At 72.9% G+C, this 26,425-nt stretch carries 24 protein-coding genes; 17 read left to right on the top strand and 7 right to left on the bottom strand.

The window, feature by feature from the left end; translation table 11 throughout:
• Positions 1-49: 49 nt before the first annotated feature.
• The 4 genes from sigJ to GA0070564_RS30105 all read right to left on the bottom strand — a co-directional run bounded on the left by sigJ (position 50) and on the right by GA0070564_RS30105 (position 2,463).
• Entirely contained in the window at positions 50-976 is a 927-nt protein-coding gene (gene sigJ / locus GA0070564_RS28405) for an RNA polymerase sigma factor SigJ (RefSeq protein ID WP_245670346.1), read from the bottom strand.
• Positions 925-1,365 (bottom strand): carboxymuconolactone decarboxylase family protein, encoded by a 441-nt coding sequence (locus tag GA0070564_RS28400; RefSeq protein WP_091616290.1) that lies wholly within the window; start codon positions 1,363-1,365, stop codon positions 925-927. The genes sigJ and GA0070564_RS28400 overlap by 52 nt, the downstream gene beginning before the upstream one ends.
• Before the next feature lie 193 nt (positions 1,366-1,558).
• Entirely contained in the window at positions 1,559-2,116 is a 558-nt protein-coding gene (locus GA0070564_RS28395; protein ID WP_245670345.1) for an ABC transporter permease, read from the bottom strand.
• Positions 2,002-2,463: a hypothetical protein gene (locus GA0070564_RS30105; RefSeq protein ID WP_245670344.1), complete on the bottom strand. Its 462-nt coding sequence runs from the start codon at positions 2,461-2,463 to the stop codon at positions 2,002-2,004. The genes GA0070564_RS28395 and GA0070564_RS30105 overlap by 115 nt, the downstream gene beginning before the upstream one ends.
• A gap of 60 nt (positions 2,464-2,523) precedes the next feature.
• On the opposite strand from GA0070564_RS30105, the gene ileS reads away from it, so the two are divergent.
• A complete protein-coding gene (gene ileS, locus GA0070564_RS28390) occupies positions 2,524-5,688 on the top strand; it encodes an isoleucine--tRNA ligase (RefSeq protein ID WP_091616249.1) in 3,165 nt (1,054 codons plus the stop codon).
• 106 nt (positions 5,689-5,794) lie between these two features.
• Positions 5,795-6,493 carry a lysophospholipid acyltransferase family protein gene (locus tag GA0070564_RS28385; RefSeq protein WP_091616246.1) on the top strand — a complete coding sequence of 233 codons (699 nt, stop codon included), beginning with the start codon at positions 5,795-5,797 and terminating at the stop codon, positions 6,491-6,493.
• 16 nt (positions 6,494-6,509) lie between these two features.
• Here GA0070564_RS28385 and GA0070564_RS30300 read toward each other — a convergent pair whose 3' ends face one another.
• On the bottom strand, positions 6,510-7,901 hold the full coding sequence (locus tag GA0070564_RS30300; protein WP_281182203.1) for a hypothetical protein: 1,392 nt from the start codon (positions 7,899-7,901) through the stop codon (positions 6,510-6,512).
• 139 nt (positions 7,902-8,040) lie between these two features.
• Here GA0070564_RS30300 and GA0070564_RS28375 point away from each other — a divergent pair, with 139 nt between their 5' ends.
• The 7 genes from GA0070564_RS28375 to GA0070564_RS28345 all read left to right on the top strand — a co-directional run bounded on the left by GA0070564_RS28375 (position 8,041) and on the right by GA0070564_RS28345 (position 17,184).
• A complete protein-coding gene (locus tag GA0070564_RS28375) occupies positions 8,041-10,026 on the top strand; it encodes a TIGR03960 family B12-binding radical SAM protein (RefSeq protein WP_091616241.1) in 1,986 nt (661 codons plus the stop codon).
• A gap of 244 nt (positions 10,027-10,270) precedes the next feature.
• Positions 10,271-10,990, top strand: a complete 720-nt coding sequence (locus GA0070564_RS28370) for a TIGR03936 family radical SAM-associated protein (RefSeq protein ID WP_091616283.1) — start codon at positions 10,271-10,273, stop codon at positions 10,988-10,990.
• Positions 10,991-11,117: 127 nt separating this feature from the next.
• Positions 11,118-14,177 (top strand): Rne/Rng family ribonuclease, encoded by a 3,060-nt coding sequence (locus GA0070564_RS28365; RefSeq protein WP_091616237.1) that lies wholly within the window; start codon positions 11,118-11,120, stop codon positions 14,175-14,177.
• Between the two features lie 339 nt (positions 14,178-14,516).
• The gene (gene rplU / locus GA0070564_RS28360) at positions 14,517-14,831 is read left to right on the top strand and encodes a 50S ribosomal protein L21 (protein WP_089012988.1); all 315 of its coding nucleotides are present in this window, start codon (positions 14,517-14,519) and stop codon (positions 14,829-14,831) included.
• 10 nt (positions 14,832-14,841) lie between these two features.
• On the top strand, positions 14,842-15,096 hold the full coding sequence (gene rpmA, locus GA0070564_RS28355; RefSeq protein WP_088972745.1) for a 50S ribosomal protein L27: 255 nt from the start codon (positions 14,842-14,844) through the stop codon (positions 15,094-15,096).
• Between the two features lie 89 nt (positions 15,097-15,185).
• The gene (gene obgE, locus GA0070564_RS28350; protein WP_091616233.1) at positions 15,186-16,664 is read left to right on the top strand and encodes a GTPase ObgE; all 1,479 of its coding nucleotides are present in this window, start codon (positions 15,186-15,188) and stop codon (positions 16,662-16,664) included.
• A 70-nt stretch (positions 16,665-16,734) separates the two neighbouring features.
• Positions 16,735-17,184: a GNAT family N-acetyltransferase gene (locus GA0070564_RS28345; RefSeq protein ID WP_091616230.1), complete on the top strand. Its 450-nt coding sequence runs from the start codon at positions 16,735-16,737 to the stop codon at positions 17,182-17,184.
• A gap of 19 nt (positions 17,185-17,203) precedes the next feature.
• Here the strand turns inward: GA0070564_RS28345 and GA0070564_RS28340 are convergent, their stop codons facing one another.
• Together GA0070564_RS28340 and GA0070564_RS28335 are read right to left on the bottom strand one after the other, a co-directional pair.
• Positions 17,204-17,863: a DUF6766 family protein gene (locus GA0070564_RS28340; protein WP_091616227.1), complete on the bottom strand. Its 660-nt coding sequence runs from the start codon at positions 17,861-17,863 to the stop codon at positions 17,204-17,206.
• A 125-nt stretch (positions 17,864-17,988) separates the two neighbouring features.
• A complete protein-coding gene (locus GA0070564_RS28335; RefSeq protein WP_091616224.1) occupies positions 17,989-18,471 on the bottom strand; it encodes a DUF4383 domain-containing protein in 483 nt (160 codons plus the stop codon).
• Between the two features lie 197 nt (positions 18,472-18,668).
• Between GA0070564_RS28335 and GA0070564_RS28330 the strand changes: the two genes are divergently transcribed.
• The 8 genes from GA0070564_RS28330 (at position 18,669) to GA0070564_RS28295 (ending at position 26,119) form a co-directional block, all read left to right on the top strand.
• Positions 18,669-19,454: a hypothetical protein gene (locus GA0070564_RS28330; protein WP_091616220.1), complete on the top strand. Its 786-nt coding sequence runs from the start codon at positions 18,669-18,671 to the stop codon at positions 19,452-19,454.
• A 31-nt stretch (positions 19,455-19,485) separates the two neighbouring features.
• Entirely contained in the window at positions 19,486-19,944 is a 459-nt protein-coding gene (locus GA0070564_RS28325) for a phage holin family protein (RefSeq protein WP_091616217.1), read from the top strand.
• Positions 19,941-20,591 (top strand): DUF3618 domain-containing protein, encoded by a 651-nt coding sequence (locus GA0070564_RS28320; protein ID WP_091616214.1) that lies wholly within the window; start codon positions 19,941-19,943, stop codon positions 20,589-20,591. The genes GA0070564_RS28325 and GA0070564_RS28320 overlap by 4 nt, the downstream gene beginning before the upstream one ends.
• Before the next feature lie 187 nt (positions 20,592-20,778).
• Complete coding sequence (locus tag GA0070564_RS28315; RefSeq protein ID WP_091616211.1) at positions 20,779-21,414, top strand: SRPBCC family protein; 636 nt, start codon at positions 20,779-20,781, stop codon at positions 21,412-21,414.
• Positions 21,411-22,589 (top strand): zinc-dependent alcohol dehydrogenase, encoded by a 1,179-nt coding sequence (locus GA0070564_RS28310; RefSeq protein WP_091616207.1) that lies wholly within the window; start codon positions 21,411-21,413, stop codon positions 22,587-22,589. The genes GA0070564_RS28315 and GA0070564_RS28310 overlap by 4 nt, the downstream gene beginning before the upstream one ends.
• Before the next feature lie 59 nt (positions 22,590-22,648).
• Positions 22,649-23,176, top strand: coding sequence for an HPP family protein (locus GA0070564_RS28305; protein ID WP_091616204.1), 528 nt, complete (start codon positions 22,649-22,651; stop codon positions 23,174-23,176).
• 4 nt (positions 23,177-23,180) lie between these two features.
• Complete coding sequence (locus GA0070564_RS28300) at positions 23,181-25,658, top strand: molybdopterin oxidoreductase family protein (RefSeq protein WP_091616201.1); 2,478 nt, start codon at positions 23,181-23,183, stop codon at positions 25,656-25,658.
• Positions 25,655-26,119: a hypothetical protein gene (locus tag GA0070564_RS28295; protein WP_245670342.1), complete on the top strand. Its 465-nt coding sequence runs from the start codon at positions 25,655-25,657 to the stop codon at positions 26,117-26,119. The genes GA0070564_RS28300 and GA0070564_RS28295 overlap by 4 nt, the downstream gene beginning before the upstream one ends.
• Positions 26,120-26,425: the final 306 nt, after the last annotated feature.

Below are 26,425 nucleotides of genomic sequence, written 5' to 3'. Positions count from 1 at the left end.
TCGTCGACGGCCCCGCCCCGGTCACCGGGAGCGGGGCCGTCGCGCGTCCTCAGCCGGTGACCCGGCCCAGCTTGGCCGGGTTGGCCACCAGATAGAGGTCGGTGATCCGGCCGTCGGCGGCGGCCACGGCGAGCGTGTACCGGATACCCGACGGGTAGCTCACCACCACCGCCGGGCCGCCGTTGAGGGTGGCCGGCGTGGCGCGTACCCCGGGCCGTCGGGCGTGGATGCCGGCGAAGAACCGGGCGACGCGGTCCGCGCCGTGCACCGGGTTGCGGGCCGCGCGGACCCGGCCGCCGCCGTCGGACCAGGCGGTGGCGTCGGCGGCCACCAGGCCGGTCAGGCGGGGCAGGTCGCCGTCGCGGGCGGCGGCGAGGAAGGCGTCCAGCAGCCGCCGCTGCTCGTCCGGCCCGGCGGTGAAGCGCCGGCGGCCGTCGGCGATCCGGGCCGCCGCCCGGTGGTGCAGCTGCCGGCAGTCCGCCGTCGAGCGGTCCAGGATCTCGCCGATCTCGGCGTACGGCAGGGCGAAGGCGGTGTGCAGCACGTAGACCGCCCGCTCCGGCGGGGTGAGCCGTTCCAGCAGGTGCAGCAGCGCGGTGGAGACGCTCTCCCGCAGCTCGGCGGTGTCCAGCGGCCCGAACGGCGACGGATCGGTGGGCACCGGCTCGGGCAGCCACGGCCCGACGTACGTCTCCCGGGCGCGCCGTCGGGCCCGCAGCCGGTCCAGGGCCAGCCGGGTGACCACCCGGGAGAGGTAGCAGCGGGGTTCGGCCACGCCGTCCCGGTCCACCGCCAGCCAGCGCAGGTACGCCTCCTGGAGCACGTCCTCGGCGTCGTCCAGGCTGCCCAGCAGCCGGTACGCCAGGCCGAGCAGCATCGGCCGGTGCGCGGTCAGCGCACCGGCCGCCTGCGCCGCCGGCCCGGTCAGTCCCCGGTCGGTGGGGCCGTCCGGCTGGTCACCGCGATCCGGTTCCACACGTTGATTGTGGCGATGGCGACCACCAGGTCGGCCAGCTCCTTCTCCGACCAGACCTTCGCGGCCGCGTCCCACACCTCGTCGGGCACGCCGTGCTCACCCAGCCGGGTGACGGCGTCGGTCAGCGCCAGCGCGGTGCGCTCCCGCTCGTCGAAGAAGGGCGCCTCCCGCCAGGCCGCGACGGCGAAGAGCCGCCGGCTGGACTCGCCGGCGCCGAGCGCCTCCCGGCTGTGCATGTCCACGCAGAACGCGCAGCCGTTGAGCATCGACGCACGCAGCTTCACCAGTTCGAGCACGGTGTGGTCGACGTTGGCGCGGGCGTACTTCTCCAGGCCGAGCACCGCCTGGTACGCCTCCGGCGCCACCGCGGCCATGTCGATCCGACTCATCAGGGTCCTCCTCGGTTCGGTTTCCCGCCCACACGACGTCCACCGCACCCTCGACCGTGACACTCCACCCCTGTGACCCCGCCCACCCCGTCCCGCGGCCGGACCCCCGACCGGGAGGCGTTGATCATGAAGTTGGCGGCAGTTGTGGAGATCCACATCGCCGCCAACTTCATGATCAACGGGGTGGGCTGAGTCAGAGGGTGTCGAGGGAGGCGCGGCGGCGGGACTCGGCCTCGAAGAACCTGAGCAGGAGGGCGGCCAGGACGGCGTAGCCGGCGCCGACGGCCAGTTCGGCGGCGAGGTTCCCGGCGGCGGCGGCCAGGCCGTCGCCGGCGGCGAGGGTGCGGGCGGCCCGGGCGGCGTGGGTGATGGGCAGCGCCTCGCCGACCGCGCGCATCCAGCCCGGCAGCCCGGCGGCGGGCACGTTCACCCCGGTGAGCAGGAGCAGCAGCGCCACCGAGACGTTGGAGATCACCCACACGTCGCGGAAGCGCAGCCCGAGCGCGCCGAGGGTCAGCCCGAAGAAGCCGCAGGCCAGCGAGCCGACGGCCAGGGTGAGCAGCAGACCGGGCAGGGCCGGCGGCGGCACCCGCAGGCCGAGCAGCAGGGAGCCGACGGTCAGCGTGCTCACCGCGATCAGCAGGCCGTTGCCGGCGTACGGCAGGACCCGGCCGAGGAAGACCGCGGTGCGGCTGCGCGGCGAGAGCAGCCGTCCGTACGCTGCGGCCGGGTCGTCGAGGTAGGGGCGCACCCAGTCCGGTGGCTCCCGGTCACGTACGCCGGAAGCTGGGCGCGGAGCAGCTCGGCGGGGGTGGCCCGCAGCACCGCCAGTTCCTCGTCGATGGTCGGCGCCGGAATGGCCGGGATCGGCATGAAGCAGTCCGGCAACCGGCCGCGCGAGGCGGCGTAGACCCGCAGCGGGGCGGTCCGCGGGTCCTCGGCGAGCGCGCGACGGGCCGCCTCCGCCCAGCCGGTGTACGGCCAGGGCACCACCTCGTTGCGGTGCAGCAGCCAGAGGCTGGTGATCGTCTCCCAGAGCGGGCTGGTGGCGATCCGGGTGCGGGCCAGGGTGGGCTCGTCCAGCTCGATCCGGATCATCCGGCCAGGGTAGTGGGTGGCGGCGTAGGGTGGGGACGAGGTGCTGAGGAGTGACACCCGATGGCCTATCCCAGGCACGATCCGACTGCCGCCGGCGTCCCGGCGAGCCCCGACCTGCCCGAGGTCGAGCGTCGGGTCCTGGAGCACTGGGCGGCCGACAAGACCTTCGAGGCGTCGGTCGAGGCCCGGCCGGCCGGGACGAACGAGTACGTCTTCTACGACGGCCCGCCGTTCGCCAACGGCCTGCCGCACTACGGCCACCTCTTCACCGGGTACGTCAAGGACGTGGTGCCGCGCTACCGGACCATGCGCGGCCGGCGCGTGGAGCGGCGGTTCGGCTGGGACTGCCACGGCCTGCCCGCCGAGGTGGTGGCCGAGAAGCAGCTCGGCATCGCCAGCAAGGCGGAGATCCTCGACCTCGGCGTGGCCCGGTTCAACGAGGTCTGCCGCAGCTCGGTGCTGGAGTTCACCCGGGACTGGGAGCGCTACGTCACCCGGCAGGCCCGCTGGGTCGACTTCGCCGACGACTACAAGACCCTCGACCTGGGCTACATGGAGAGCGTCATGTGGGCCTTCCGGACCCTGCACGACAAGGGTCTGGTCTACGAGGGCTTCCGGGTGCTGGCGTACTGCTGGCGGTGCGAGACGCCGCTGTCGAACACCGAGACCCGGATGGACGACGTCTACAAGGACCGGCACGACCCGACCCTGACCGTCTGGTTCGGGCTGACCGCCGACGAGCGTGCGCCCGAGCCGGTGCGCGGCCCGGTCCGGTTGGGGGTCTGGACCACCACGCCGTGGACCCTGCCGTCGAACCTGGCGCTCGCCGTGGGCCCGGACATCGAGTACGCCGTGCTGGATCGCGACGGCCAGCGCCACCTGGTCGGGGTCGCCCGGCTCGGGGCGTACGCGAAGGAGCTGGAGGGTTACCGGCAGGTCGGCACGGTGTACGGCCGGGACCTGGTCGGGCGCCGCTACACCCCGCTCTACGACTTCCTGGTCGAGCGGGCCGGCCCGAACGCCTACCAGGTGCTGGGGGCGGACTTCGTCACCACCGAGGACGGCACCGGGATCGTCCACCTGGCCCCGGCCTTCGGCGAGGACGACCAGAACGTCTGCAACGCCGCCGGCATCCCCACCGTCGTCACCGTCGACGACCACACCCGGTTCACCGCACTCGTCCCGCCCTACCAGGGCGAGCAGGTCTTCGACGTCAACCGGCCGGTGATCCGGGAGCTGAAGGAGCGGGGGGTGGTGCTCAGGCAGGACACCTACACCCACGCGTACCCGCACTGCTGGCGCTGTGACACCCCGCTGGTCTACAAGGCGGTGTCGTCGTGGTTCGTCGCGGTGACGACGTTCCGGGACCGGATGGTCGAGCTGAACCAGCAGATCAACTGGACGCCCGGGCACATCAGGGACGGCTCGTTCGGCAAGTGGCTGGCCAACGCCCGGGACTGGTCGATCAGCCGCAACCGGTTCTGGGGCTCACCGATCCCGGTCTGGAAGTCCGACGACCCGACGTACCCGCGGGTCGACGTGTACGGGTCGCTGGCGGAGATCGAGCGGGACTTCGGCGTACGCCTGACCGACCTGCACCGGCCGGCTGTCGACGACCTGGTCCGGCCGAACCCGGACGACCCGACCGGCAGGTCGACGATGCGCCGGGTGCCGGAGGTGCTGGACTGCTGGTTCGAGTCCGGCTCGATGCCGTTCGCCCAGGTCCACTACCCGTTCGAGAACCGCGACTGGTTCGAGCACCACTACCCGGGCGACTTCGTCGTCGAGTACATCGGACAGACCCGCGGCTGGTTCTACACCATGCACGTGCTGGCCACCGCGCTGTTCGACCGGCCGGCGTTCCGCAACTGCCTCAGTCACGGCATCCTGCTCGGCTCGGACGGACGCAAGATGTCCAAGAGCCTGCGCAACTACCCGGACGTCTACCACGTCTTCGACGCGTACGGGTCGGACGCGATGCGCTGGATGCTGATGTCCTCGCCGGTGCTGCGCGGCGGGGACATGGCGGTCACCGAGACGCTGATCCGGGACGCGGTCCGGCAGGTGCTGCTGCCGCTCTGGAACGTCTGGTACTTCTTCTCCCTCTACGCCAACGCCGCGGGCCACCAGGCCGAGCGGAAGACCGACGCCGCACCGGCCGGAGGCGGCGCAGCCGCCGGCAACCTGCTCGACCGGTACCTGCTGGCGAAGACGAACGAGCTGGTGTCGGCGGTCGGCGCGCAGCTCGACGCGTACGACATCTCCGGCGCCTGCGCGACCGTCCGGTCCTACCTGGACGCGCTGACCAACTGGTACGTGCGCCGCTCCCGGGACCGGTTCTGGTCCGGGGACGCCGACGCCTTCGACACCCTGTGGACGGTGCTGGAGACGCTCTGCCGGGTGGTGGCGCCGCTGGCGCCGCTGACCGCCGAGGAGATCTGGCGCGGCCTCACCGGCGGACGGTCGGTGCACCTGACCGACTGGCCGTCGGCGGACGGGTTCCCGGCCGACCACGAGCTGGTCGCGGCGATGGACGACGTACGGGCGGTCACCTCGGCGGCGCTGTCGCTGCGTAAGGCCAAGGGGCTGCGGGTCCGGCTGCCGCTGTCCAGGCTGACCGTGGCGTCACCGGCCGCCGATCAGCTGCGCCCCTTCGCCGATCTGGTCGCCGACGAGGTCAACGTCAAGGAGGTCGTCCTCACCGACGCGGTGTCCGCGTACTGCCGGCAGGTGCTGACCGTGGTGCCCCGGGCGCTCGGCCCCCGGGTCGGCAAGGCCGTCCAGCAGGTGATCAAGGCGGTCAGGGCGGGGGAGTGGGAGCTTCACGACGGCGCCCCGGTCGCCGCCGGGGTCACCCTCGCCGAGGGCGAGTACGAGCTGCGCCTGGTCGCCGCCGACGCCGAGCACTCGGCGCCGCTGCCCGGCGGCGAGGGCGTGGTGGTGCTGGACACCGAGGTCACCGGAGAACTCGCCGCCGAGGGGCTGGCCCGGGACGTGGTCCGGGTGGTGCAGCAGGCCCGCCGCGAGGCCGGCCTGGACGTCTCCGACCGGATCCGGGTGACGGTGGCGGGTCCGGCGGAGGTCCGCGCGGCGGTGACGGCGCACTCCGGGTTCGTGGCCCGGGAGGTGCTGGCCGACGGCGTCGAGCTGGCCGAGGCGCTCGACGGGTTCACCGGTGAGGTCGGCGAGGGCGAGCGGGTGACGGTGACCGTCCGCCGGGTATGACGTCGGGCGGTCGCACCGCTGGACGGCCGGCCACCCGATCTGCCGGGGGTGACACGGTCCGCTAACGTGACACCGCCTGTTCAGCACGCGACACGCCGGAGGACCCGTGCCCCTGCTCTACACCATCGGCAAGCTCACCGTGGCGCCCGCGCTCCGGTTGGCCTTCCGCCCGACCGTGGAGGGGTTGGAGCACATCCCGCAGACCGGCGGGGCCATCTTCGCCGGCAACCACCTGTCGGTCGCCGACGAACTCCTCCTCGGCACCGTCGTCCCCCGCCACCTGGCCTTCTGGGCGAAGTCGGAGTACTTCACCGGCACCGGGGTCAAGGGCTCGTTCTCCAAGTTCCTGCTCACCGGCCTGGGCGCCATCCCGGTCGAGCGGGCCGGCGGCCGGGCGGCGCTGTCCGCGTTCGACGCGGCCATCCCGGTGCTCAAGGCAGGTGACCTGGTGGCCGTCTACCCGGAGGGCACCCGCTCCCCGGACGGCCGGCTCTACCGGGGACGGACCGGCGCGGCCCGGCTCGCCGTGGCGGCGGGCGTACCGATCATCCCGGTCGGGGTGACCGGCACCGACAAGGCCCAGCCGATCGGCACCCGGGTACCCCGGCCGGGCAAGGCGAAGATCACCATCAGGTTCGGCAAGCCGCTGGACTTCACCGGCCGGGGCGACGACCGGACCTCGCTGCGGGCGATGACCGACGAGCTGATGGCGGAGATCCAGAAGCTCACCGGCCAGGAGTACGTGCCGCGCTACGCCCCGAAGCGCGCCGAGGAGCCCCCGACCGACCCGAACCCGACCGACTGACCCGGTCGCCCGGAGGTCAGGACGACTGGTCGGGGGTGACTACCCGCTGCCGCAGCCGGTCCAGCAGGGCGGCGCTGTCGTCCAGCGACAGCCGGGTGAACACCGCGGTGGCGATGCTGCCGTGGTCCACCGAGGTGCAGACCACCACCGCCGCGCCGTCCTCACGCCCCACCGCGCAGCGCTCGTACCGGCCGCGTACCCCGGTCTCCACCGGCACCGCCGGGGCCAGCGCGTAGCGCTCGGTGAGCCGGGTCAGCTCGTCGTCGGCGTCGGTCTCCGGGGTGAACCGGATCCCGGTGCCGCCGAACAGGGTCACCCGCTTGCCGTCGGTGGTGGTGTACACCCCGGCGAAGGTGTCCTCGGACAGCAACTGCGAGGCGCGTACCTCCGCCTCCAACTCGTCGGCGGCGGCCCTGCTGGCCGGGTCGTCGCGCAGGCTCAGGCCGAGGGCCTGCTCGGGCAGCGCCGCGCTGGCCGGGTACTGGGTGGTCAGCGGCTGCGCCCACCACAGCGGCACCCCGCAGCAGCAGGCGACGGTGAGCAGGAGCAGCCAGGGCCACCGGCGTCGGCGGCGGACCGGAACCGGGACGTACCCCCGGGGAGCCTGCCAACCGGGCGGCGGGGTGACCGGCGGTGGGGTGGCCCGCCGGCGCTGCTTCGGCGGCCGGGCCGGCGTCGGTGGTGCGGGCGTCGGAGACGCGGGCAGCGGGGGCGCCGGGGCCGGGCGGTTGGTGACCACCGGCGGCGCCGGCGCGGCCGGGACGACGGGCGGCGGGGTGACCGGCGGCACCGGATGGGACGGGGTGACCGGCGGCCGCTGGTGCGGCGCGGTGTACGGCAGGGTCGGCGGCAGGGCCGGGAACCCGGTCGAGGGCAGGTCCCAGCCTCCCGTGTCGGCGCCGGCCCACGGGTCCACCGGCACCTGGTGCTCGGGAGAGGGCACCGGGGGGAGCGGGGTCGGTTCCGCGGACTCGCCCCAGCCCCGCTTGCGCGGCGGCGGGGGCGGTACGGCGGCCGATCCGCTCCAGCGCGGCGCCGGCTGCTCCCGGGTCGACTCGATCCGGGTCGGGTGCGGGCCGGCAGCGGACTCCATCCGGGTGGGATCGGGAGCGGCCGGCGGCTCGGCCCGGGTGGGCTCGGAGTCGGCCTGCTCCGCGGGCGCCGGGTCCGGCGAGGGTGACGTGATCCGGGTGGCCGGCGCGGCCTCGTCGGCCGTCGGCGCCGCGGGCGAGGTCGGGGCCGTGACCGGCTCGCCGGCCTGCCCGTCCGCCGGGTCCCCGACGGGCGCGGCGTCCGACGGTACGGAGACAGCGGTCGCCCCCTCGGTGACCGCCGGATCCCGGTCCTGGCCGGGGACCGGAGTGCTCCCGTCGGCCGGCCGGTCTGCGGCCGGCTGCGGCTGCGGCATCGCGGCAATCTCCTCTCACGCCCGTTGCGAGGTTAGTACCGCTCCGCCACCGGCACCGAATCCAGCGCCGGCGCACCGGGGGCGGCGGACCTGCGGTGCGCCGTGGTCGACCCCGGAGGACCGCGTACCCTTGGGCATCATGAGTGCCCCGTCCACGACGCCGCGTCCCGCCGCGTCCAATTCCGTGTGGCCCCGGCTGGAGCCGCTGCTGCCCCAGGTGACCAAGCCCATCCAGTACGTCGGTGGCGAGCTGGGCGCGGTGGTCAAGGACTGGGACGCCGCGGTGGTCCGCTGGGCGCTGATGTACCCCGACGCGTACGAGGTCGGCCTGCCCAACCAGGGCGTCCAGATCCTCTACGAGGTCCTCAACGAGCTGCCCGACGTGCTCGCCGAGCGGACGTACGCGGTCTGGCCGGACCTGGAGACGCTGATGCGCGCCCACGGCGTGCCGCAGTTCACCGTCGACGCCCACCGCTCGGTGCGCGACTTCGACGTGTTCGGCGTCTCGTTCTCCACCGAGCTGGGCTACACCAACCTGCTCACCGCGATCGACCTGGCCGGCATCCCGATGCTCGCCGCCGACCGCACCGACGCCGACCCGGTGATCGTGGCCGGCGGGCACGCCGCGTTCAACCCGGAGCCGATCGCCGACTTCGTCGACGCCGCCGTGCTCGGCGACGGCGAGGAGGCGGTGCTGGAGATCACCGCCATCGTCCGGGAGTGGAAGGCCGAGGGCTCGCCCGGCGGCCGCGACGAGCTGCTGCTGCGGCTGGCCCGCACCGAAAGCGTCTACGTGCCGCGCTTCTACGACGTGGACTACCTGCCCGACGGCCGGATCCAGCGGGTCGTGCCGAACCGCCCGGACGTGCCGTTCCGGGTGCACAAGCGCACGACCATGGACCTCGACGCCTGGCCGTACCCGAAGAAGCCGCTGGTCCCGCTCGCCGAGACGGTCCACGAGCGGTACGCGGTGGAGATCTTCCGGGGCTGCACCCGGGGCTGCCGGTTCTGCCAGGCCGGCATGATCACCCGCCCGGTGCGGGAGCGCTCGATCACCACCGTCGGTCAGATGGTCAAGGAGGGGCTGGAGTTCTCCGGCTTCCACGAGGTGGGCCTGCTGTCGCTCTCGTCGGCCGACCACTCCGAGATCGGCGACATGTGCTCCGGCCTCGCCGAGCAGTACGCGGGCACCAACGTGTCGCTGTCGCTGCCGTCGACCCGGGTGGACGCCTTCAACATCGACCTCGCCCAGGAGTTGTCCCGCAACGGGCGGCGGACCGGCCTGACCTTCGCCCCGGAGGGCGGGTCGGAGCGGATCCGCAAGGTCATCAACAAGATGGTGTCGAAGGAAGACCTGATCCGTACGGTCGTCACCGCGTACACCAACGGCTGGCGGCAGGTGAAGCTCTACTTCATGTGCGGCCTGCCCACCGAGACCGACTCCGACGTCCTCGAGATCGCCGACATGGCGCACGAGGTGATCCGGGCCGGCCGGGCCGCCACCGGTTCCAAGGACATCCGCTGCACCGTCTCCATCGGCGGTTTCGTGCCGAAGCCGCACACCCCGTTCCAGTGGGCGTCGATGGCCACGCCGGAGGTCATCGACAACCGGCTCAAGCTGCTCAAGCAGGCCATCAACTCCGACCGTTCGCTGGGTCGGGCGATCGGCTTCCGCTACCACGACGGCGAGCCGTCGCTGATCGAGGGCCTGCTCTCCCGGGGTGACCGCCGGGTCGGCGCGGTGATCCGCAAGGTCTGGGAGAACGGCGGCCGGTTCGACGGCTGGAGCGAGCACTTCTCGTACCAGCGCTGGGTGGAGGCCGCCAACGAGGTGCTGCCCACCTTCGGGGTGGACCTCGACTGGTACACCACCCGGGAGCGCGAGGAGCTGGAGGTCCTGCCCTGGGACCACCTCGACTCCGGGCTGGACAAGGACTGGCTCTGGCAGGACTGGCAGGACTCGCTGTCGGAGTACGAGCAGGACGACTGCCGCTGGACCCCGTGCTTCGACTGCGGTGTCTGCCCGTCGATGGACACCGAGATCCAGATCGGCCCGACCGGCAGGAAGCTGCTCCCGCTGACCCCGGTCAACGGCATGAAGGTGCCCACCGGCGCCCAGCAGTAGGGCGACCGTTCGCCTTCCGACGTCCCGCCGCACGTCGGTCCGTCCCTACCCGGGGACGGACCGACGTGCGTTGGATCGGGTCCGTCCGGGGGCCGGGAGCCGACCCGGTTGCCCCCGGATGGGCGGCCCGCCGGACGCTGCGTCAGGATGGGGCGACACGCAGGCAGCAGCACCCGAGGAGCTCACGATCGCCAGAAAGCCTCAACCCGAGGGCGGGCAGGCCCCGGTCGTCCAGCGCGTCCGGATCCGGTACGCCAAGCGCGGTCCCTTGCGGTTCACCTCGCACCGGGACTTCGCCCGGGCCTTCGAGCGCGCGTTGCGCCGGGCCGGCGTACCGATCGCCTTCTCCCAGGGTTTCACCCCGCACCCGAAGATCTCCTACGCCAGCGCCGCCCCCACCGGGGTGGCCAGCGAGGCGGAGTACCTGGAGATCGGCCTCCGCGAGGAGGTCGACCCGGGTGAGCTGCGGGCGGCGCTGGACGCCGCGCTCTCGCCCGGCCTGGACGTGCTGGAGGCGGTGGTGGCCGCCGGCGGCAGCCTCGCCGACCGGATCGAGGCCTCGCGGTGGCGGATCGAGTTGCCCGAGGTCGACCCGAAGGTCCTCCAGGGGACGGTTTCGGCCTTCCTGGCCGCGACCGAGGTGCCGGTCGAGCGGATGACCAAGCAGGGGCGACGCAGCTTCGACGCCCGGGCGGCCGTCATGAGCATCGATGTCGTGTCCACCGCGGAGACGCCTTACGGGGACGCGGGCGTGCCGTGTGCGATACTCGAACTGGTCGTGCGGCAGGTCACCCCGTCCGTACGACCCGATGACGTCCTTTCCGGCCTCCGCGCGGTGGCCGACCTGGAGCCGCCGGTCTCCCCACGGGTGATCCGGCTGGCGCAGGGCACGCTGACCGCGCAGGGGGCGATCGTGGATCCGTTGGAGGCGGACCGCGACGGGGCATCCATCGGAGAGCGCTGACCGACGGCCAGTGCTCTAGGCAGGCAGACTTCGACGGTCGCGTACGCGCCCGGCGGAAACACCTTTGCGGCAACCCTGCGTGGCAGCGCTCACCCGCGCCCGGGGCGGCCAGAACTGGAGAACGTCCATGCTCGAGAACGAGCCCGAGGGCGGCGAACGGACCGGTTCACAGCCGGCCGGCGAGACCGCCGACAGCACCACCGAGACCGGCGCGCCGGTCGCACCGGCCCGGCGGCGGACCACCCGTCGCCGTGCCGCGCCGCTGAACCAACCGGAGCAGGTCGAGGTGCCCGTCGAGGCGCCGGCCACCGCGCCGTCGGCCACCGACGAGTCGCAGCAGGCCGAGGTGATCGTTCCGGTCGCCGGTGAGCTCGAGACGCCGCCCAAGACCACCCGCCGGCGCCGCAAGGCCACCCCGGCGAAGGCGGCCGAGGAGCCGGTCGTCGCCACCGGAGCGGAGGAGGCCTCCGCGGAGGTCGTACCGCCGGTCAAGGTGACCCGGACGCGCCGCAAGAAGGCGGCGGCTCCGGCCGCGGCCGAGCCGGCCGCGGAGTCCGTCACCGAGGCGCCGGCCGAGGCGGCCGCGTCCACCGCCGAGCCGCCCGCGCCCACCGGTGCCGCCGAGGTCCCCGCCGTCCCCGTCGGCGAGCCCGCCGTGGCCGAGGAACCCGCCGCCGCCGAGCAGCCCGTCGCGGAGCAGTCCGTCGTCGCGGAGCAGCCCGCCGAGGAGGAGGAGACGCCGGAGGCCGAGGGCCTGACCGGCTCCGTCGCCGCCGCCGCCGCCGAGGGCACCCCGCCGGCCCGGACGCCGGCCGAGGCCGCCCGGGCGACGGGCGAGGACGTCACCGCCGAGCCGCCGGTCGAGTCGGCGCGTACCCGGCGGCGTAGGGCCGCGCTCTCCGCCCCCACCGTGCTCTTCATGGCCCCGCTGCCGGAGGAGATCCCGGTCGCCCGGGTCAGCACTCCGGTCCCGCCGGCCGTGCCCGTGGTGGAGGAGGCCGAGGCGGCCGAGGAGCCCGTCGAGACGGGTCGCCGGCGTCGCCGGGCCCGCCGCGAGGCGGAGCCGGTCGAGTCGACGCCGGCCGAGGAGGAGCCCACCGCCGAGGCCGAGGAGGCCGACGAGGCGGAGGACGAGGACGAGGACGACAGCGCCGCCGCCCGCCGTCGCCGCCGCCGGGGCCGTCGTGGCCGCGGTCGGGGCAGGGGTGGCGCCGACGAGGCCGACGACGAGGACGCCGAGGAGGCCGCCCACGCCGACGAGGACGCCGCGGAGGGCACCGAGGAGGCCGAGGAGGGTGACGAGGGCGACGGGCTGACCCGACGCCGGCGTCGTCGTCGCCGCCGGGGCGCGGGTGAGGCCGAGGGGACCGCCGACGACGGCGTGCCGACCGTGGTCAAGATCCGTGAGCCGCGCAAGGCCGCCGACGAGGTGCAGGGCGTCTCCGGCTCCACCCGGCTCGAGGCCAAGCGCCAGCGTCGCCGGGACGGCCGCGAGCAGCGCCGGACCCGCCCGCCGATCCTGAGCGAGTCGGAGTTCCTGGCCCGCCGGGAGGCGGTCGACCGGGTGATGGCCGTCCGCCAGCGCGGCGACCGCACCCAGATCGCCGTCCTGGAGGACGGCGTGCTGGTCGAGCACTACGTGACCCGCAACTCGTCGACGACCATGGCCGGCAACGTCTACCTGGGCAAGGTGCAGAACGTCCTGCCGAGCATGGAGGCGGCGTTCGTCGACATCGGCAAGGGCCGCAACGCCGTGCTGTACGCGGGCGAGGTCAACTGGGACACCACCGGCCTGGAGGGCCGGGCCCGCTCGATCGAGCAGGCGCTGCGCTCCGGCGACTCGGTCCTGGTGCAGGTCACCAAGGACCCGATCGGGCACAAGGGCGCCCGGTTGACCAGCCACGTCGCCCTCTCCGGGCGGCACCTGGTCTACGTGCCGAACGGCAACGCCTCGGGGATCAGCCGCAAGCTGCCGGACACCGAGCGCAAGCGGCTGCGCGACGCCCTCAAGAAGCTGGTCCCGGACGGCGCGGGCGTGATCGTCCGGACCGCCGCCGAGGGCGCCAGCGAGGACGAGCTGGCCCGCGACGTCAAGCGGCTCCAGGCCCAGTGGGAGGACATCCAGGCCAGGGCGGCCGAGGGTGGCGCCCCGGCGCTGCTCTACGGCGAGCCGGACCTGGTCATCCGGGTGGTCCGGGACCTCTTCAACGAGGACTTCCGGGAGCTGGTGATCGAGGGCGAGGAGTCGTACTCGATGGTCGAGTCCTACCTCTCGCACGTCTCCCCGGACCTGGTCGAGCGGCTGCGCCGGCACGCCGGCACGCAGGACGTCTTCGCCGAGTACCGGATCGACGAGCAGATCATCAAGGGGCTGGACCGCAAGGTCTTCCTCCCCTCCGGTGGTTCGCTGGTGATCGACCGGACCGAGGCGATGACCGTGATCGACGTCAACACCGGCAAGTACACCGGCTCCGGTGGAAACCTGGAGGAGACGGTCACCCGGAACAACCTGGAGGCGGCCGAGGAGATCGTCCGCCAGCTGCGGCTGCGCGACATCGGCGGCATCGTGGTGATCGACTTCATCGACATGGTGCTGGAGTCGAACCGCGAGCTGGTGCTGCGCCGGCTCACCGAGTGCCTGGGTCGGGACCGCACCAAGCACCAGGTGACCGAGATCACCTCACTCGGCCTGGTGCAGATGACCCGCAAGCGGGTCGGCGCGGGCCTGCTGGAGTCGTTCAGCGAGCCCTGCGAGTGCTGCAAGGGCCGGGGCCTGATCGTGCACACCGAGCCGGTGCCGGAGAAGACCCGCACCGGCGGCGCGGAAAAGGTCAAGGCGGTCGCCGCGGCGGTCACCACCGCTCCCGCCGAGCAGGGTGGCGGCGCCTCGTCACGGCGGCGGGCCCGCAAGGCCGCCCCCCCGGAGCGGACCGTCGTGGAGACCACCGACGTCCCGGCGGGCGGCGAGTACGACGACACGATGGGCTACGACCTGTCCCGCTACGAGACCGAGACGCCGGCCGCGCCGGCGGTCGCGGACAGCCAGGAGGGCGAGTCGGCCCGGCTGGCGGCGGCGGACGACCCGGACGCCATCGGCGACGGCGAGAGCGACGACGAGGCCACCGAGGGCGGTGGCGGGCGTCGCCGGTCCCGGCGCGGCGGCGCACGGCGGCGTACCCGGCCCTGAGCCGGTCCGTACCACGACGAGACGAGGGCCCCTTCCTCCCCGGCTGACGGCCGGTGGGGAGGGGCCCTCGCCGCATCCTGGGAGGTGGCGCGCCGCGCCGGTGACCAGCGCGGCGACCGCCCCGCCGGTGGGCCGGTTTGGGTGCCGGGCCACCGATGGCGTACGCTATCTTGCGGCGCACTTTGGTGTGCCGAGTTCCCGCGCGCCCGCGCCGCCGGTGTCATCGCAGGTGTCACAGCAGCCAGGTGTCCTGCCATCCGGCGAGCCGCCGTGGGAACGACCTACCGGCAACGGTGGGAAAAGACGCCAGCAGCCTCAACGACAGGGAGTCCGCCTCCGATGTACGCGATCGTCAAGACCGGCGGCAAGCAGTACAAGGTCGCCGAGGGCGACGTGATCGAGGTCGAGAAGCTCACCGGTGCCCCCGGTGACGCGGTGAAGCTCACCGCGGTGCTCCTCGTCGACGGTGACGACCTGGTGACCGAAGCGGCGAAGCTTGCCAAGGTCGCGGTGTCCGGCGAGATCGCCGCGCACACCAAGGGCCCGAAGATCAAGATCCACAAGTTCAAGAACAAGACCGGCTACCACAAGCGCCAGGGTCACCGCCAGCCGCTGACCCAGGTCAAGGTGACCGGCATCTCCAGCGGGAAGTAGGTCGTCGGAAATGGCTCACAAAAAGGGTGCGTCCAGCTCGCGTAACGGTCGTGACTCCGCGGCCCAGCGACTCGGCGTGAAGCGCTTCGGTGGTCAGGTCGTCAGCGCGGGTGAGATCCTCATCCGTCAGCGTGGCACCAAGTTCCACCCGGGTGACCTGGTCGGCCGCGGTGGCGACGACACGCTCTTCGCGCTGGCCGCCGGTTCGGTCCAGTTCGGCACCAAGCGCGGTCGCAAGACCGTGAACATCGTGCCCCAGCAGTAGTTCTCCTCCGAAGCGGGCCGCGGACCTCGGGTCCCGGCCCGCTTCGTCTTTCTCCGCGCGGGGCGTACCCCGCTGGAAGGATTGGCGTCGTGACGACGTTCGTTGACCGGGTCGTCCTGCACATGCAAGCCGGCGACGGCGGGCACGGCTGTGTCTCCATCCACCGGGAGAAGTTCAAGCCCTTCGGCGGGCCGGACGGCGGCAACGGCGGGCACGGCGGCAGCGTCTCGCTGGTCGTCGACCCGGCGGTGACCACGCTGCTGGACTTCCACTTCCGGCCGCACATCAAGGCCGACAACGGCAAGGGCGGCGCCGGCTCGAACCGGGACGGGGCCAACGGCCGCGACCTGGTGATCAAGGTACCGAACGGCACCGTCGTGCAGACCCTCGACGGCGAGGTGCTGGCCGACCTGGTCGGCCCCGGCACCACCTTCGAGGCGGCCCGGGGCGGTCGCGGCGGCCGGGGCAACGCCTCGCTGGCCAACGCCCGGCGCAAGGCCCCCGGCTTCGCCGAGCTCGGCGAGCCCGGCGACAAGCTCGACGTCGTGCTGGAGCTCAAGAGCGTCGCCGACGTCGGCCTGGTCGGCTTCCCGTCGGCCGGCAAGTCGTCGCTGATCTCGGTGATCTCCGCCGCCAAGCCGAAGATCGCCGACTACCCGTTCACCACCCTGGTGCCTAACCTGGGCGTGGTCCGGGTGGACAACCACACCTTCACCGTGGCCGACGTGCCGGGCCTCATCCCCGGCGCGGCCACCGGCAAGGGCCTCGGGTTGGAGTTCCTCCGCCACGTCGAGCGGTGCGCCGTGCTGGTGCACGTGGTCGACACCGCGACGCTGGAGCCGGGCCGTGACCCGCTGGCCGACATCGACACCATCGAGGCCGAGCTGTCCCAGTACGGCGGACTGGCCGACCGGCCCCGGCTGGTCGCGCTGAACAAGGTCGACGTGCCGGACGGGCAGGATCTGGCCGACATCGTCCGGCCGGATCTCGAGGAACGCGGCTTCCGGGTCTTCGACGTCTCCGCCGCCACCCGCGAGGGCCTCAAGGAGCTCACCTTCGCCATGGCCGAGCTGGTCGAGCAGTCCCGCCGGGCGGCGCCACCGGCCGAGCCGACCCGGATCGTGATCCGGCCCAAGGCGGTCGACGACGCCGGGTTCACCATCGAGGCCGAGGCCGACGGCTCGTTCACCGTGCGGGGCGGCCGGCCCGAGCGCTGGGTCAAGCAGACCAACTTCGACAACGACGAGGCCGTCGGCTTCCTGGCCGACCGGCTGGCCCGGCTCGGCGTGGAGGAGAAGCTGGCCAAGGCCGGCGCGAAGCCCGGCGACCTGGTGCGGATCGGCGAGCGGGAGTTCGACTGGCAGCCGACGCTCTACGCCGGTGCCGACTTCGTGCCGGGCAACCGGGGCACCGACGTCCGGCTGGAGGAGAAGTCCAACCGGGCCTCGGCGTCGGAGCGGCTGGAGGCCCGCAAGGCCCGGCGGCGTCGCCCCGAGGACGAGCTGGAGGCCGCCCCGGCCGACGGCGACGCGACGGTCGAGGCGGACGACGACGAGGACTGGGACTAGTCCCGGTCCGTCCGTGTCCGCGACGATGGCCGGAAACCTGCCGGAAATCCGCCGCGCCTAGCGTGACGGGATGCTGATCGAGTTCCGTCCCACCACGGATCCGGAGATCGCCACCCTGGTCGACGCCCAGCAGCGTGAGCTGCGGCGGGCCGACGGTGGGCTCGACGGGCAGGCGACGGTCACCCACGACGACATCCGCTACCTGGCCGTCGTCGAGGGCGGCCGGGCGGTGGGCTGCGGCGGCATCCAGGCGTTGGACCGCGACACCGGGGAGCTGAAGCGGATGTACGTCCGCCCGGCGTACCGGGGTCGGGGGATCGCCCGGCAACTGCTCACCGCCCTGGAGGAGTTGGCCTTCCAGCTCGGGCACGCGGAGCTGCGCCTGGAGACCGGGACGTACCTGCCGGCGGCGATCGCGCTCTACACCTCCGCCGGTTACCGGCCGATCCCGGTCTACGGCGAGTACGTCGGCAACCCGTACAGCGTGTGCTTCGCCAAGCGACTGCCGGTCGCCGCCTGACGGTGGCCCGGCGCCCGACTCAGGCGCCGGTCTCGGCGTGCGCGGCGGTGACCGGCTTCGACTCCGGGCTGGCGTGCTGGCGCAACACGATGCTGAGCAGGATCAGCACGCCGACGGCGAGGAACTCGCTCTGCCAGTTCTGCATGGACTGGAACCAGAAGTCGCTGGTGCCGAGGAACTGCCAGGCGGTGATCGGCGCGGCGCCGGTCTCCAGCGCCTGCTCCTGGTTGTACGCGGCCACCCCGCCGAAGAGGTGGCCGAGGAACGAGCCGGCGAAGATCATCAGCAGCGCGATGGAGAGGCTGTTGCGGTAGATCGCCAGCGGCAGCCCGCCGACCCGGGTCGGCCAGGGGGAGTCCGGGGTGGCCCGGCTCGGGTCGTCCTCGGGGCGGTCGGTCTGGTCCTCGGGCTTCGACTCGGCCGAGCCCTTCTGCACCAGGTACGCGGTGAGCAGCACGTAGCCGCCCATCTGGAGGAACTCCGACTCCCAGTTCTCGAAGACCGCCTCGGCGAAGTGCCCGGTGCCGAGGTACGCCCACCAGCTCAGCGGAGCGGCGCCGTACTGGGTCAGCTCCTCGTTGTGCACCTGCCAACCGAACACGCTCTGCAATGCCAGGAAGATCGCGAAGGCGCCGAGCATGGCGACCGTCAACGCATTGTCCCGCAACCAGCGTGGCATCGAGGACCTCCTCGTCCGTCGGAGGGAAACCTTGGCCACCCTCCGTCACGAAGTCTTCGTTGCCCCGGGCAAGATTGCCGCAAACGCAGCGTCCGCAGGTCCACCCGAGCGGGTGACGGGGCAGGTCAGGGCCGGTCGATCGGGGTGTCGAGCCGCCCGCCGGTGCCCGCGCCGTTGGAGAGCAGCAGGCCCACCGCGAGCATGCCGAAGCCGAGGAACAGGTGCAGCCAGTTGTCGGCGTCGTTGACCGGGACGAAGTTGGCGGCGCTGTCCCGGTCGATGGCGAAGCCGTACAGCCACAGTCCGAGGTAGAGCGCGCCGCCGCCGGCCAGGAAGAACCGGGCCCCGGCGAGCCCGCGGGCCAGCACCAGGCCGGCCAGGCCGAAGAGCAGGTGCAGGGCGTTGTGCAGGATCGACACCCGGAAGAGGCCGAACAGCTTCGCCCCGGAGTGGTGACCGGCGAAGCTCATGTCCCCGTAGTGCGTGGTGATGCCGGGGACGAAGCCGAGGATGCCGAGCAGGACGAAGACCGCGGCCACCGCGGCGGCGACCAGCTGCACCCGCGGCCTCGGGCCCGCCGGGCGCCGTCCACGCGCGTTCCGCGCCATCACTGCCACCTCCGTCGGTGCCGCCCACCACAGCCGGACACTGCTCACATTCTGTGATGGCGCCGTCTCTCCGTGCGGAGAAATGACGAATCAGGCATGGAACCGGCGACGCAGGGTAGGTGATTTGTCGACGCCGGATCGACATCCGGTGCATCCCCCAGCACAACCGCGACGATCTTCCGAGCGGAAGGGACATCATGACTTACGATCTCTCACCCACCACGTCCACGTACGAGTCGACGAACGGTGGCGGTGTCCGCGACCAGGCCCGCCAGGTCGGGACGGAGGCCGCCAACGCGGGCGGCGCGGTCGCGCAGACCGCCAAGGAGCAGGGCAAGGAGGTCGTGGGCGAGGCCAGGCGGCAGGCCCGCAACCTCTACGGCGAGGCCCGCGGCCAGCTCACCAGCCAGACCAGCCAGCAGCAGCAGCGCGCCGCCGGCGGGCTCCGCTCGCTGGCCGACGAGATGCGGTCGATGGCGCAGAGCAGCGGCCAGTCCGGCCCGGTGACCGAACTGGCCCACCAGGCCGCCGACCGGGTGCACGGCGTGGCCGGCTGGCTGGAGCAGCGTGAGCCGGGCGACCTGCTCAACGAGGTGAAGAGCTACGCCCGCCGCAACCCGGGCACCTTCCTGGTCGGCGCGGCCCTGCTCGGCGTGGTCGCCGGCCGGCTGACCCGCAACATCAGCGCCCTCGGCGACGACTCGACCGGCACCCAGGGCGCGTACGGCGGCTACGACCCGGACCGCACCGCGGTGATCCCGACCCCGCCGGCGCCCCGCGCGGTGCCGGACGCCGTCCCGCCGGGTGGCTACCTCGACCCGCAGCCGGGCAGCTACGCGGACCCGCAGACCGGCTACGCCGACCCGCAGCCGGGTTACGCCGGCGGGTACGCCGAGCCGACCGGCACCGGCCAGCCGCTGCCGCCGGTGAGCCAGACCGACCCGCTGCCGGGCGTGCCGTCGAGCGGCGTGAACCGTCCGTGAGCCACCTGAGCATCCGAAGGGAGGCGACGGCATGACCATGCCGACGCAGGGGCCCGGAGTGGACCCCGGATACGCGGGCGCACCGCACACCGCCGACGAGGTGCGTGGCAGCTCCATCGGTCAGCTGCTGGGCCAGGTGACCACCGACATGTCGACGCTGATGCGGCAGGAGGTGGAGCTGGCCAAGGCGGAGATCCGCCAGGAGGGCAAGAAGGCCGGCAAGGCCGCCGGCCTGTACGGCGGCGCCGGATTCGGCGGCTACATGGTGGCGCTCTTCGTCTCCATCGCGATCTGGCAGTTCCTGGACAACGTGATGGATTCGGGCCTGGCGGCCCTGATCGTGGCCGTCGTCTGGGCCGCGGTCGCCGCCGTCCTCTACTCCAAGGCCAAGAAGAACGCCGAGACCGTACGCGGGCTCACCCAGACCAAGGACAGCGTGCAGCGGGTTCCCGACGCGCTGAAGCCGCACCCGGAGGGAGTCACCCGATGAGCACCGATCCCGACCAGATCCGCCGGGAGATCGAGGCCACCCGCAACAGCCTGAGCTCCGACGTGGACGCGCTGGCGTACAAGGTCAGCCCCGGCCGCATCGTCGACGACCGCAAGCAGCGGGCGCGCAACGCGCTGCAGAATGTGAGGGACAAGGTTATGGGCACCGCTTCGGACCTGGGCCACGCCGGCAGCCACGCCGGTCACTCGGTGGGCGACCACGCGCACTCGGCGGCCTCCACGGTCAGCGACAAGGCGCACTCGGCGGCCTCCACGGTCAGCGACGCCGCCCACCGGGCGCCGTACGCGCTGCGGGAGAAGTCCCAGGGCAACCCGCTGGCCGCCGGCCTGATCGCCTTCGGGGTGGGCATGCTCGCCTCGTCGCTGCTGCCGGCCACCCGGCGCGAGCAGCAGGTGGCGTCGCAGGTCAAGGAGCGCGCCGCCGAGCACACCGACACGGTCAAGGAGAAGCTGGGCGAGGTGGCCAGCGAGCTCAAGGACGAGCTGCGCGAGCCGGCGCAGCACGCCACCGAGTCGGTGCGTTCCACCGCGCAGGACGCCGTGCACGCGGTCAAGGACGACAGCCGGTCCGCCGCCCACGACGTGCGGGACTCGGCCCAGCAGTCCCGCGAACAGGTGCGGTACTGATCAGGGTCACCACACACCACGGCTCGCGGTCACTCCCGGCGTTCGCCGGGAAGTGGCCGCGAGCTGTCGTATGCGGGAGACGTACGCCGAAATCTGACCGATCATGATGGTTTGTCGTTTCGTCTCCCGCCCGCCGGGTAGCGGCCCGGAGAGGGTCCGTCCCCGGGCCCCGGGTGGAGGAGACGTGATGACCAGCAACGGAACGAGGTGGGCGCTGACCGGCGCCGCCACGGTGACCGCGCTCGGTGTCGGCCGGGTGGTCGCCCGGCGTCGGCGGCGGCACCAGCCCGAGCGGGAGGGCGGCTGGTACGTCGTCAACCGCGGGATCACCGTCGACCGGCCGGTGGACGCCGTCATCGGCTTCTGGACCGACCGTGAGCGGCTCGACCGGGCCCTGGCCGAGTGGGCGACCCTGGAGCAGCTCGCCGACAACCGGTGGCGGTGCGTGGCCCGCGACCCGGCCGGGGGCGGCACCGAGTGGCGTGCCGAGATCACCGTCGACGGCCCGCGCCGGCTGAGCTGGCGGGTCACGGACGGACCGGCCCAGGAGGGGCACGTGGAGCTGGTCCCGGCGCCGCAGGACCGGGGCACCGAGATCCGGGCGGAGCTGCGCTGGCGGTCCGGCCCGGTCCGCCGGGCGCTCGGGCTGACCACCGGCAGCGACCCCGACCTCGGCCTGCGGGACGCGCTGCGCCGGATCAAGTCGCTGATCGAGTGCGGCCAGATGATCGACACCCGGCGTGACCCGTCCGGTCGCAGCCCCGCCCAGGAGAAGGCGACCGACAAGGTCCGCGAGAAGCTGATGAGCGGAGGCCGGGCATGAGGGCGTTGTGCTGGGAGGGCGTCGGCAAGCTCGCCGTACGCGACGTGCCGGAACCCACCATCCGGGCCGACCGGGACATCGTCGTCAAGGTCCGGGCCAGCAGCGTCTGCGGCTCCGACCTGCACCTGATCAACGGCTACCTGCCGGCGATGCGGGAGGGTGACATCCTCGGCCACGAGTTCATGGGCGAGGTGGTGGAGACCGGGCCGGGCGTGCAGCGGCTGAAGGTCGGCGACCGGGTGGTGGTCGGTTCGGTGGTGGCCTGCGGCGGTTGCTGGTACTGCCGCACCGAGCAGTACTCGCTCTGCGACAACTCCAACCCGCAGCCGGTCATGGCCGAGAAGCTCTGGGGTCACTCGCCGGCCGGCATCCTCGGCTACTCGCACGCCGCCGGCGGCTACTCCGGCAGCCACGCCGAGTACATCCGGGTGCCGTTCGGCGACGTCGGGGCGTTCAAGGTGCCCGACGGAGTGCCGGACGACGCGGTGGTGTTCGCCTCCGACGCCATGCCGACCGGCTGGATGGGCGCCGACTTCTGCGACCTCAAGGGCGGTGAGGTGGTCGCCGTCTGGGGCGCCGGCGGGGTCGGCCAGATGGCCGCACGGGCCGCGCAGCTCCTCGGCGCCGAACGGGTGATCGTCATCGACCGGCTGCCCGAGCGGCTGGGCACCGCGAGCGAGCGGCTCGGCGTGGAGACGATCAACTACGCCGAGACCGACGTGCTGGAGGCGCTGCGGGAGATGACCGCCGGCCGGGGGCCGGACGCCTGCATCGAGGCGGTCGGCATGGAGTCGCACGACGTCGGACCGATCTACGCGTACGACAAGGCGAAGCAGACGGCCCGGATGCAGACCGACCGGCCCACCTCGGTCCGGCAGGCGATCATGGCCGCCCGCAAGGGCGGCACGGTCAGCATCGTCGGCGTGTACGGCGGCCTGGTCGACAAGTTCCCGCTCGGCGCGGCCATGAACAAGGCCCTGGTGCTGCGGATGGGCCAGATGCACGCCCAGCGCTACATCCCGATGCTGCTGGACCGGATCGCGGCCGGCGAGATCGACCCCGGTTACCTGGCCACCCACCCGATGTCGCTGGAGGACGGCGCCCGCGGCTACGAGATCTTCGAGAAGAAGGAGGACGGCTGCCTGCGTACCGTCCTGCATCCCCAGGCGGCCTGACCGGCGCGGATCCGGGATGTGCGTCGATTTGAAATCCCACGGCGGGGTAGGACACCCACATGGCCGAAATCGATGAGACGCCGTCCCGGCCCGCGGCCCGGGCGTTCGCCGGGAGCGCGGTCGCCGTGGTGGTGGCCGGCACCGTCGCCCTGCTCTCCCGGCAGCCGTGGCTCTTCCCCAGCCTCGGGCCGGCGATCATGCTGCACGTCGAGCAGCCCCGCAAGCCCGAGTCGTCGCCCCGCAACACGATCGTCGGGCACCTGGTGGCACTGCTCGCCGGATACCTGTTCCTGGTGGTCACCGGCCTGGCCGACCACCCGTCGGCGCTCCAGGAAGGCGTGTCCGGGATGCGGATCCTGGCCGCCGCCGGCTCGCTGGCGGTCACGGCGGCGGTGCTGGTACTGCTGAAGGCCCCGCACCCGCCGGCCGGCGCGACCACACTGATCGTGAGTCTCGGGCTGCTGCACACCCCGACGCAGCTCGTCGTCGCGTTCGCCGCCGTGCTCCTGGTGACGGTGGTGGACCTGCTGTTCAACCGGGCCACCGGCCGGCAGATGCCGCTGTGGTCCGCACCGAAGGAGGGGTGAGGAGATGGTGGACCGGATCGCCGACCCGTGGGGTGAGCGCACCCCGTACGGGCCGGGGGAGAAGTGGCCGGTGCGGGTGGACGGATTCCTCGCCGGCGGGCACACCGAGGCCGACGTGCAGCGCTGGGTACCGACCGCGTCGATCCTGCACTCCAACGGCGACGCGATGGACATCGCGGTGATCGACGACCGGATCGTCGGCGTACGCGGGCGGGCGCAGGACCGGATCAACCACGGCCGGGTCGACCCGAAGGACCTGTACGGCTGGCAGGCCAACCACAGCCCGGACCGGCTGCGGCACCCACTGGTCCGCGAGGGCGGCCGCCTGGTGGAGACCGACTGGGACACCGCGATGGGCCGGATCGTGGCCCGCTCCAAGGAGCTGTTGAAAGGCCCCGGCGGCTGGGGACACTTCGGCTTCTACACCAGCGGGCAGCTCTTCCTGGAGGAGTACTACACCCTCGGCGTGATCGGCAAGGCCGGCATCGGCACCCCGCACATGGACGGCAACACCCGGCTCTGCACGGCCACCGCCGCCGCGGCGCTGAAGGCGTCCTTCGGCACCGACGGGCAGCCCGGGTCGTACACGGACGTGGACCACTGCGACGCGATCGCGCTGTGGGGGCACAACGTCGCCGAGACCCAGACGGTGCTCTGGATGCGGATGCTGGACCGCCGCCGCGGGCCGAACCCGCCGGCCATGCTGGCGGTGGACCCGCGGCTGACCCCGGTGGCCCGGGAGGCGGACGTGCACCTGGCGCTGCGCAACGGCACCAACGTGGCGCTGCTCAACGGCCTGCTCCGCGAGCTGATCCACCGCGGCTGGTACGACGAGACCTATGTCGGCGCCCACACCCTCGGCTTCGACGAGCTGTGCGAGGTGGTCGAGGACTACCCGATCGCCAAGGTCGCCGAGATCTGCGACCTGCCGGTCCGGGACATCGAGCGGGCCGCCGAGCTGGTCGGCACCTGCGACCGGCTGCTCTCCACCGTCCTCCAGGGCTTCTACCAGTCCAACCAGGCCACCGCCGCGGCCTGCCAGGTGAACAACCTGCACCTGCTGCGCGGCATGATCGGCCGGCCGGGCGCCGGGCTCTACCAGATGAACGGGCAGCCCACCGCGCAGAACAACCGGGAGTGCGGCGCCGACGGCGACCTGCCCGGCCTGCGCAACTGGGAGAACCCGGAGCACGTGGCCGAGCTGGCCCGGCTCTGGAACGTCGAGGTGGACACCATCCCGCACTGGTCGCCGCCGACGCACGCTATGCAGATCTTCCGGTACGCCGAGCAGGGCTCGATCAAGCTGCTGTGGGTATCGGCCACCAATCCGGCGGTCTCCATGCCCGACCTGGCCCGGATCCGCCGGATCCTGGCGAGGCCGGAGCTGTTCCTGGTGGTGCAGGACCTCTTCCTCACCGAGACCGCCGAGCTGGCCGACGTGGTGCTGCCCGCCGCCACCTGGGGCGAGAAGACCGGCACCTTCACCAGCGTCGACCGGACCGTGCACATCTCCGACAAGGCCGTCGACCCGCCCGGCGAGGCCCGCGCCGACCTGGACATCTTCCTCGACTACGCCAGGCGGATGGACTTCCGCGACCGCGACGGCGATCCGCTGATCACCTGGACCGGGCCGGAGGAGGTGTTCCGGGCCTGGCAGGAGTGCTCCCGCGGCCGACCCTGCGACTACACCGGCATCAGCTACGACAGGCTGCGCACGGGCGGCATCCAGTGGCCGTGCACCGACGAGCACCCGGACGGCACCGAGCGGCTCTACACCGACGGCGTCTTCAACACCGACCCCGACTACTGCGAGAGCTACGGCCACGACCTGGCCACCGGCGCGGAGCTGCTGCCGGAGGAATACCGGGCCAAGCAGCCGGGCGGGCGGGCGTTCCTGCACGCGGTGGCGTACCAACCCTCGCCCGAGGTGTCGAGCGAGCGGTACCCGCTGCTGCTGACCACCGGCCGCACCGTCTACCAGTTCCACACCCGGACCAAGACCGGCCGGGCCACCCAGCTGGAGCACGCCGCGCCGGAGGTCTGGGTGGAGCTCAACCCCGCCGACGCCGGGCCGCTCGGCGTCGCGGAGGGGGACCTGGTCCGGATCGAGTCGCCGAGGGGCACGGTCCGCGCCCGGGCCCGCATCTGCGGGGTACGCCCCGGCGTGGTCTTCCTCCCCTTCCACTACGGCTACTGGGACGCCGCCGACCCCGCCGGGGCCGGGCCCGGCGCTCCCGGAGCCGGCGGCGGTGACCGCCGGCACGACCGGGCGGCCAACGAGCTGACCATCACGGCCTGGGACCCGGTCTCCAAGCAGCCGATCTTCAAGGTGGCCGCGGTACGGGTGGAGAAGGAGGCCGACTCCGGCGGCCGCCCCTCGCCCGCGCCCACCGTCGGCGGCAGCGCACCGCCGGAGGACTCCGGCATCCCGGCGACCGTCGGCGGCCCCGCCGCCGAGGCGACCTCGACGAGGGGGCGGTGACCGTGCACCTGGCGCACTATCTGGGACTGCTGCACAAGGCCCAGGACCGGCTGGCCGACGCCTTCTGCGAGGTGGGGGAGGCCCACCGGGACGAGCCGGACGTCTTCCACACCTGCGAGAAGCTGGCCACCCAGTGCCGCGGCCACGCCGGGAAGCTGGCGCCGTTCGCCCGCCGGTACGCCGAGGACGCCCCGGCCGAGCCGGACCGGCTGCACTCGGAGCTCTTCTCGGGCAGCCGCACCGGCCCGATCGGGCTGCTCCGCGACCTTCAGGACCTCTACCTGATGGCCGCCGAGTGCGACATCTGCTGGACGGTGGTCGGGCAGGCCGCGTACGGCGCCCGGGACGAGAAGCTGCTGGCCGTGGTCAAGGACTGCGAGCAGGAGACCGCGATCCAGCTGAAGTGGCTGCGTACCCGGATGAAGCAGGCCGCCCCGCAGGCCCTGGTCGTCGCCGACTGACAGTGAGGATGTAGGTGGGGTCACCCGGTCCGGTCTGACTCACCGACTGACCGACGTTGCTGTCCTGTTGAGCGATTCGTCGATCGGTTCCGGGTGACCCCGTCCTGCACGTCACTGGCAGGGGCGTCGTGACCTGATAGGAGCCTGTGCAAGAGGCCCCGTCACTGTCCTGTCCGCCCGTCCCGGCGGGTGCGTGCCGACCCTGTCGGTGCAAGCGAAAGGGACGACGGTTCCAGGATGACAGCCAAGAAGCGCCAGGTCACGGGTGGGGTTGATACCCACGGGAAGACGCATCACGCCGCTGCG

The organism is Micromonospora mirobrigensis (assembly GCF_900091555.1).
Taxonomy (GTDB): domain Bacteria; phylum Actinomycetota; class Actinomycetes; order Mycobacteriales; family Micromonosporaceae; genus Micromonospora; species Micromonospora mirobrigensis.
Note: the sequence above shows the minus strand (reverse complement) of the source record. Positions and strands in the feature narration are given on the sequence as shown.

What these genes read in the sequence shown, in the direction of transcription:
- GA0070564_RS28400 (WP_091616290.1), bottom strand. Translation starts at nt 1,365, where the DNA reads ATGAGTCGGATCGACATGGCCGCGGTGGCGCCGGAGGCGTACCAGGCG.
- GA0070564_RS30105 (WP_245670344.1), bottom strand. Translation starts at nt 2,463, where the DNA reads ATGATCCGGATCGAGCTGGACGAGCCCACCCTGGCCCGCACCCGGATC.
- ileS (WP_091616249.1), top strand. Translation starts at nt 2,524, where the DNA reads ATGGCCTATCCCAGGCACGATCCGACTGCCGCCGGCGTCCCGGCGAGC.
- GA0070564_RS30300 (WP_281182203.1), bottom strand. Translation starts at nt 7,901, where the DNA reads ATGCCGCAGCCGCAGCCGGCCGCAGACCGGCCGGCCGACGGGAGCACT.
- GA0070564_RS28375 (WP_091616241.1), top strand. Translation starts at nt 8,041, where the DNA reads ATGAGTGCCCCGTCCACGACGCCGCGTCCCGCCGCGTCCAATTCCGTG.
- GA0070564_RS28365 (WP_091616237.1), top strand. Translation starts at nt 11,118, where the DNA reads ATGCTCGAGAACGAGCCCGAGGGCGGCGAACGGACCGGTTCACAGCCG.
- rplU (WP_089012988.1), top strand. Translation starts at nt 14,517, where the DNA reads ATGTACGCGATCGTCAAGACCGGCGGCAAGCAGTACAAGGTCGCCGAG.
- rpmA (WP_088972745.1), top strand. Translation starts at nt 14,842, where the DNA reads ATGGCTCACAAAAAGGGTGCGTCCAGCTCGCGTAACGGTCGTGACTCC.
- GA0070564_RS28345 (WP_091616230.1), top strand. Translation starts at nt 16,735, where the DNA reads ATGCTGATCGAGTTCCGTCCCACCACGGATCCGGAGATCGCCACCCTG.
- GA0070564_RS28340 (WP_091616227.1), bottom strand. Translation starts at nt 17,863, where the DNA reads ATGCCACGCTGGTTGCGGGACAATGCGTTGACGGTCGCCATGCTCGGC.
- GA0070564_RS28335 (WP_091616224.1), bottom strand. Translation starts at nt 18,471, where the DNA reads ATGGCGCGGAACGCGCGTGGACGGCGCCCGGCGGGCCCGAGGCCGCGG.
- GA0070564_RS28330 (WP_091616220.1), top strand. Translation starts at nt 18,669, where the DNA reads ATGACTTACGATCTCTCACCCACCACGTCCACGTACGAGTCGACGAAC.
- GA0070564_RS28325 (WP_091616217.1), top strand. Translation starts at nt 19,486, where the DNA reads ATGACCATGCCGACGCAGGGGCCCGGAGTGGACCCCGGATACGCGGGC.
- GA0070564_RS28320 (WP_091616214.1), top strand. Translation starts at nt 19,941, where the DNA reads ATGAGCACCGATCCCGACCAGATCCGCCGGGAGATCGAGGCCACCCGC.
- GA0070564_RS28315 (WP_091616211.1), top strand. Translation starts at nt 20,779, where the DNA reads ATGACCAGCAACGGAACGAGGTGGGCGCTGACCGGCGCCGCCACGGTG.
- GA0070564_RS28310 (WP_091616207.1), top strand. Translation starts at nt 21,411, where the DNA reads ATGAGGGCGTTGTGCTGGGAGGGCGTCGGCAAGCTCGCCGTACGCGAC.
- GA0070564_RS28305 (WP_091616204.1), top strand. Translation starts at nt 22,649, where the DNA reads ATGGCCGAAATCGATGAGACGCCGTCCCGGCCCGCGGCCCGGGCGTTC.
- GA0070564_RS28300 (WP_091616201.1), top strand. Translation starts at nt 23,181, where the DNA reads ATGGTGGACCGGATCGCCGACCCGTGGGGTGAGCGCACCCCGTACGGG.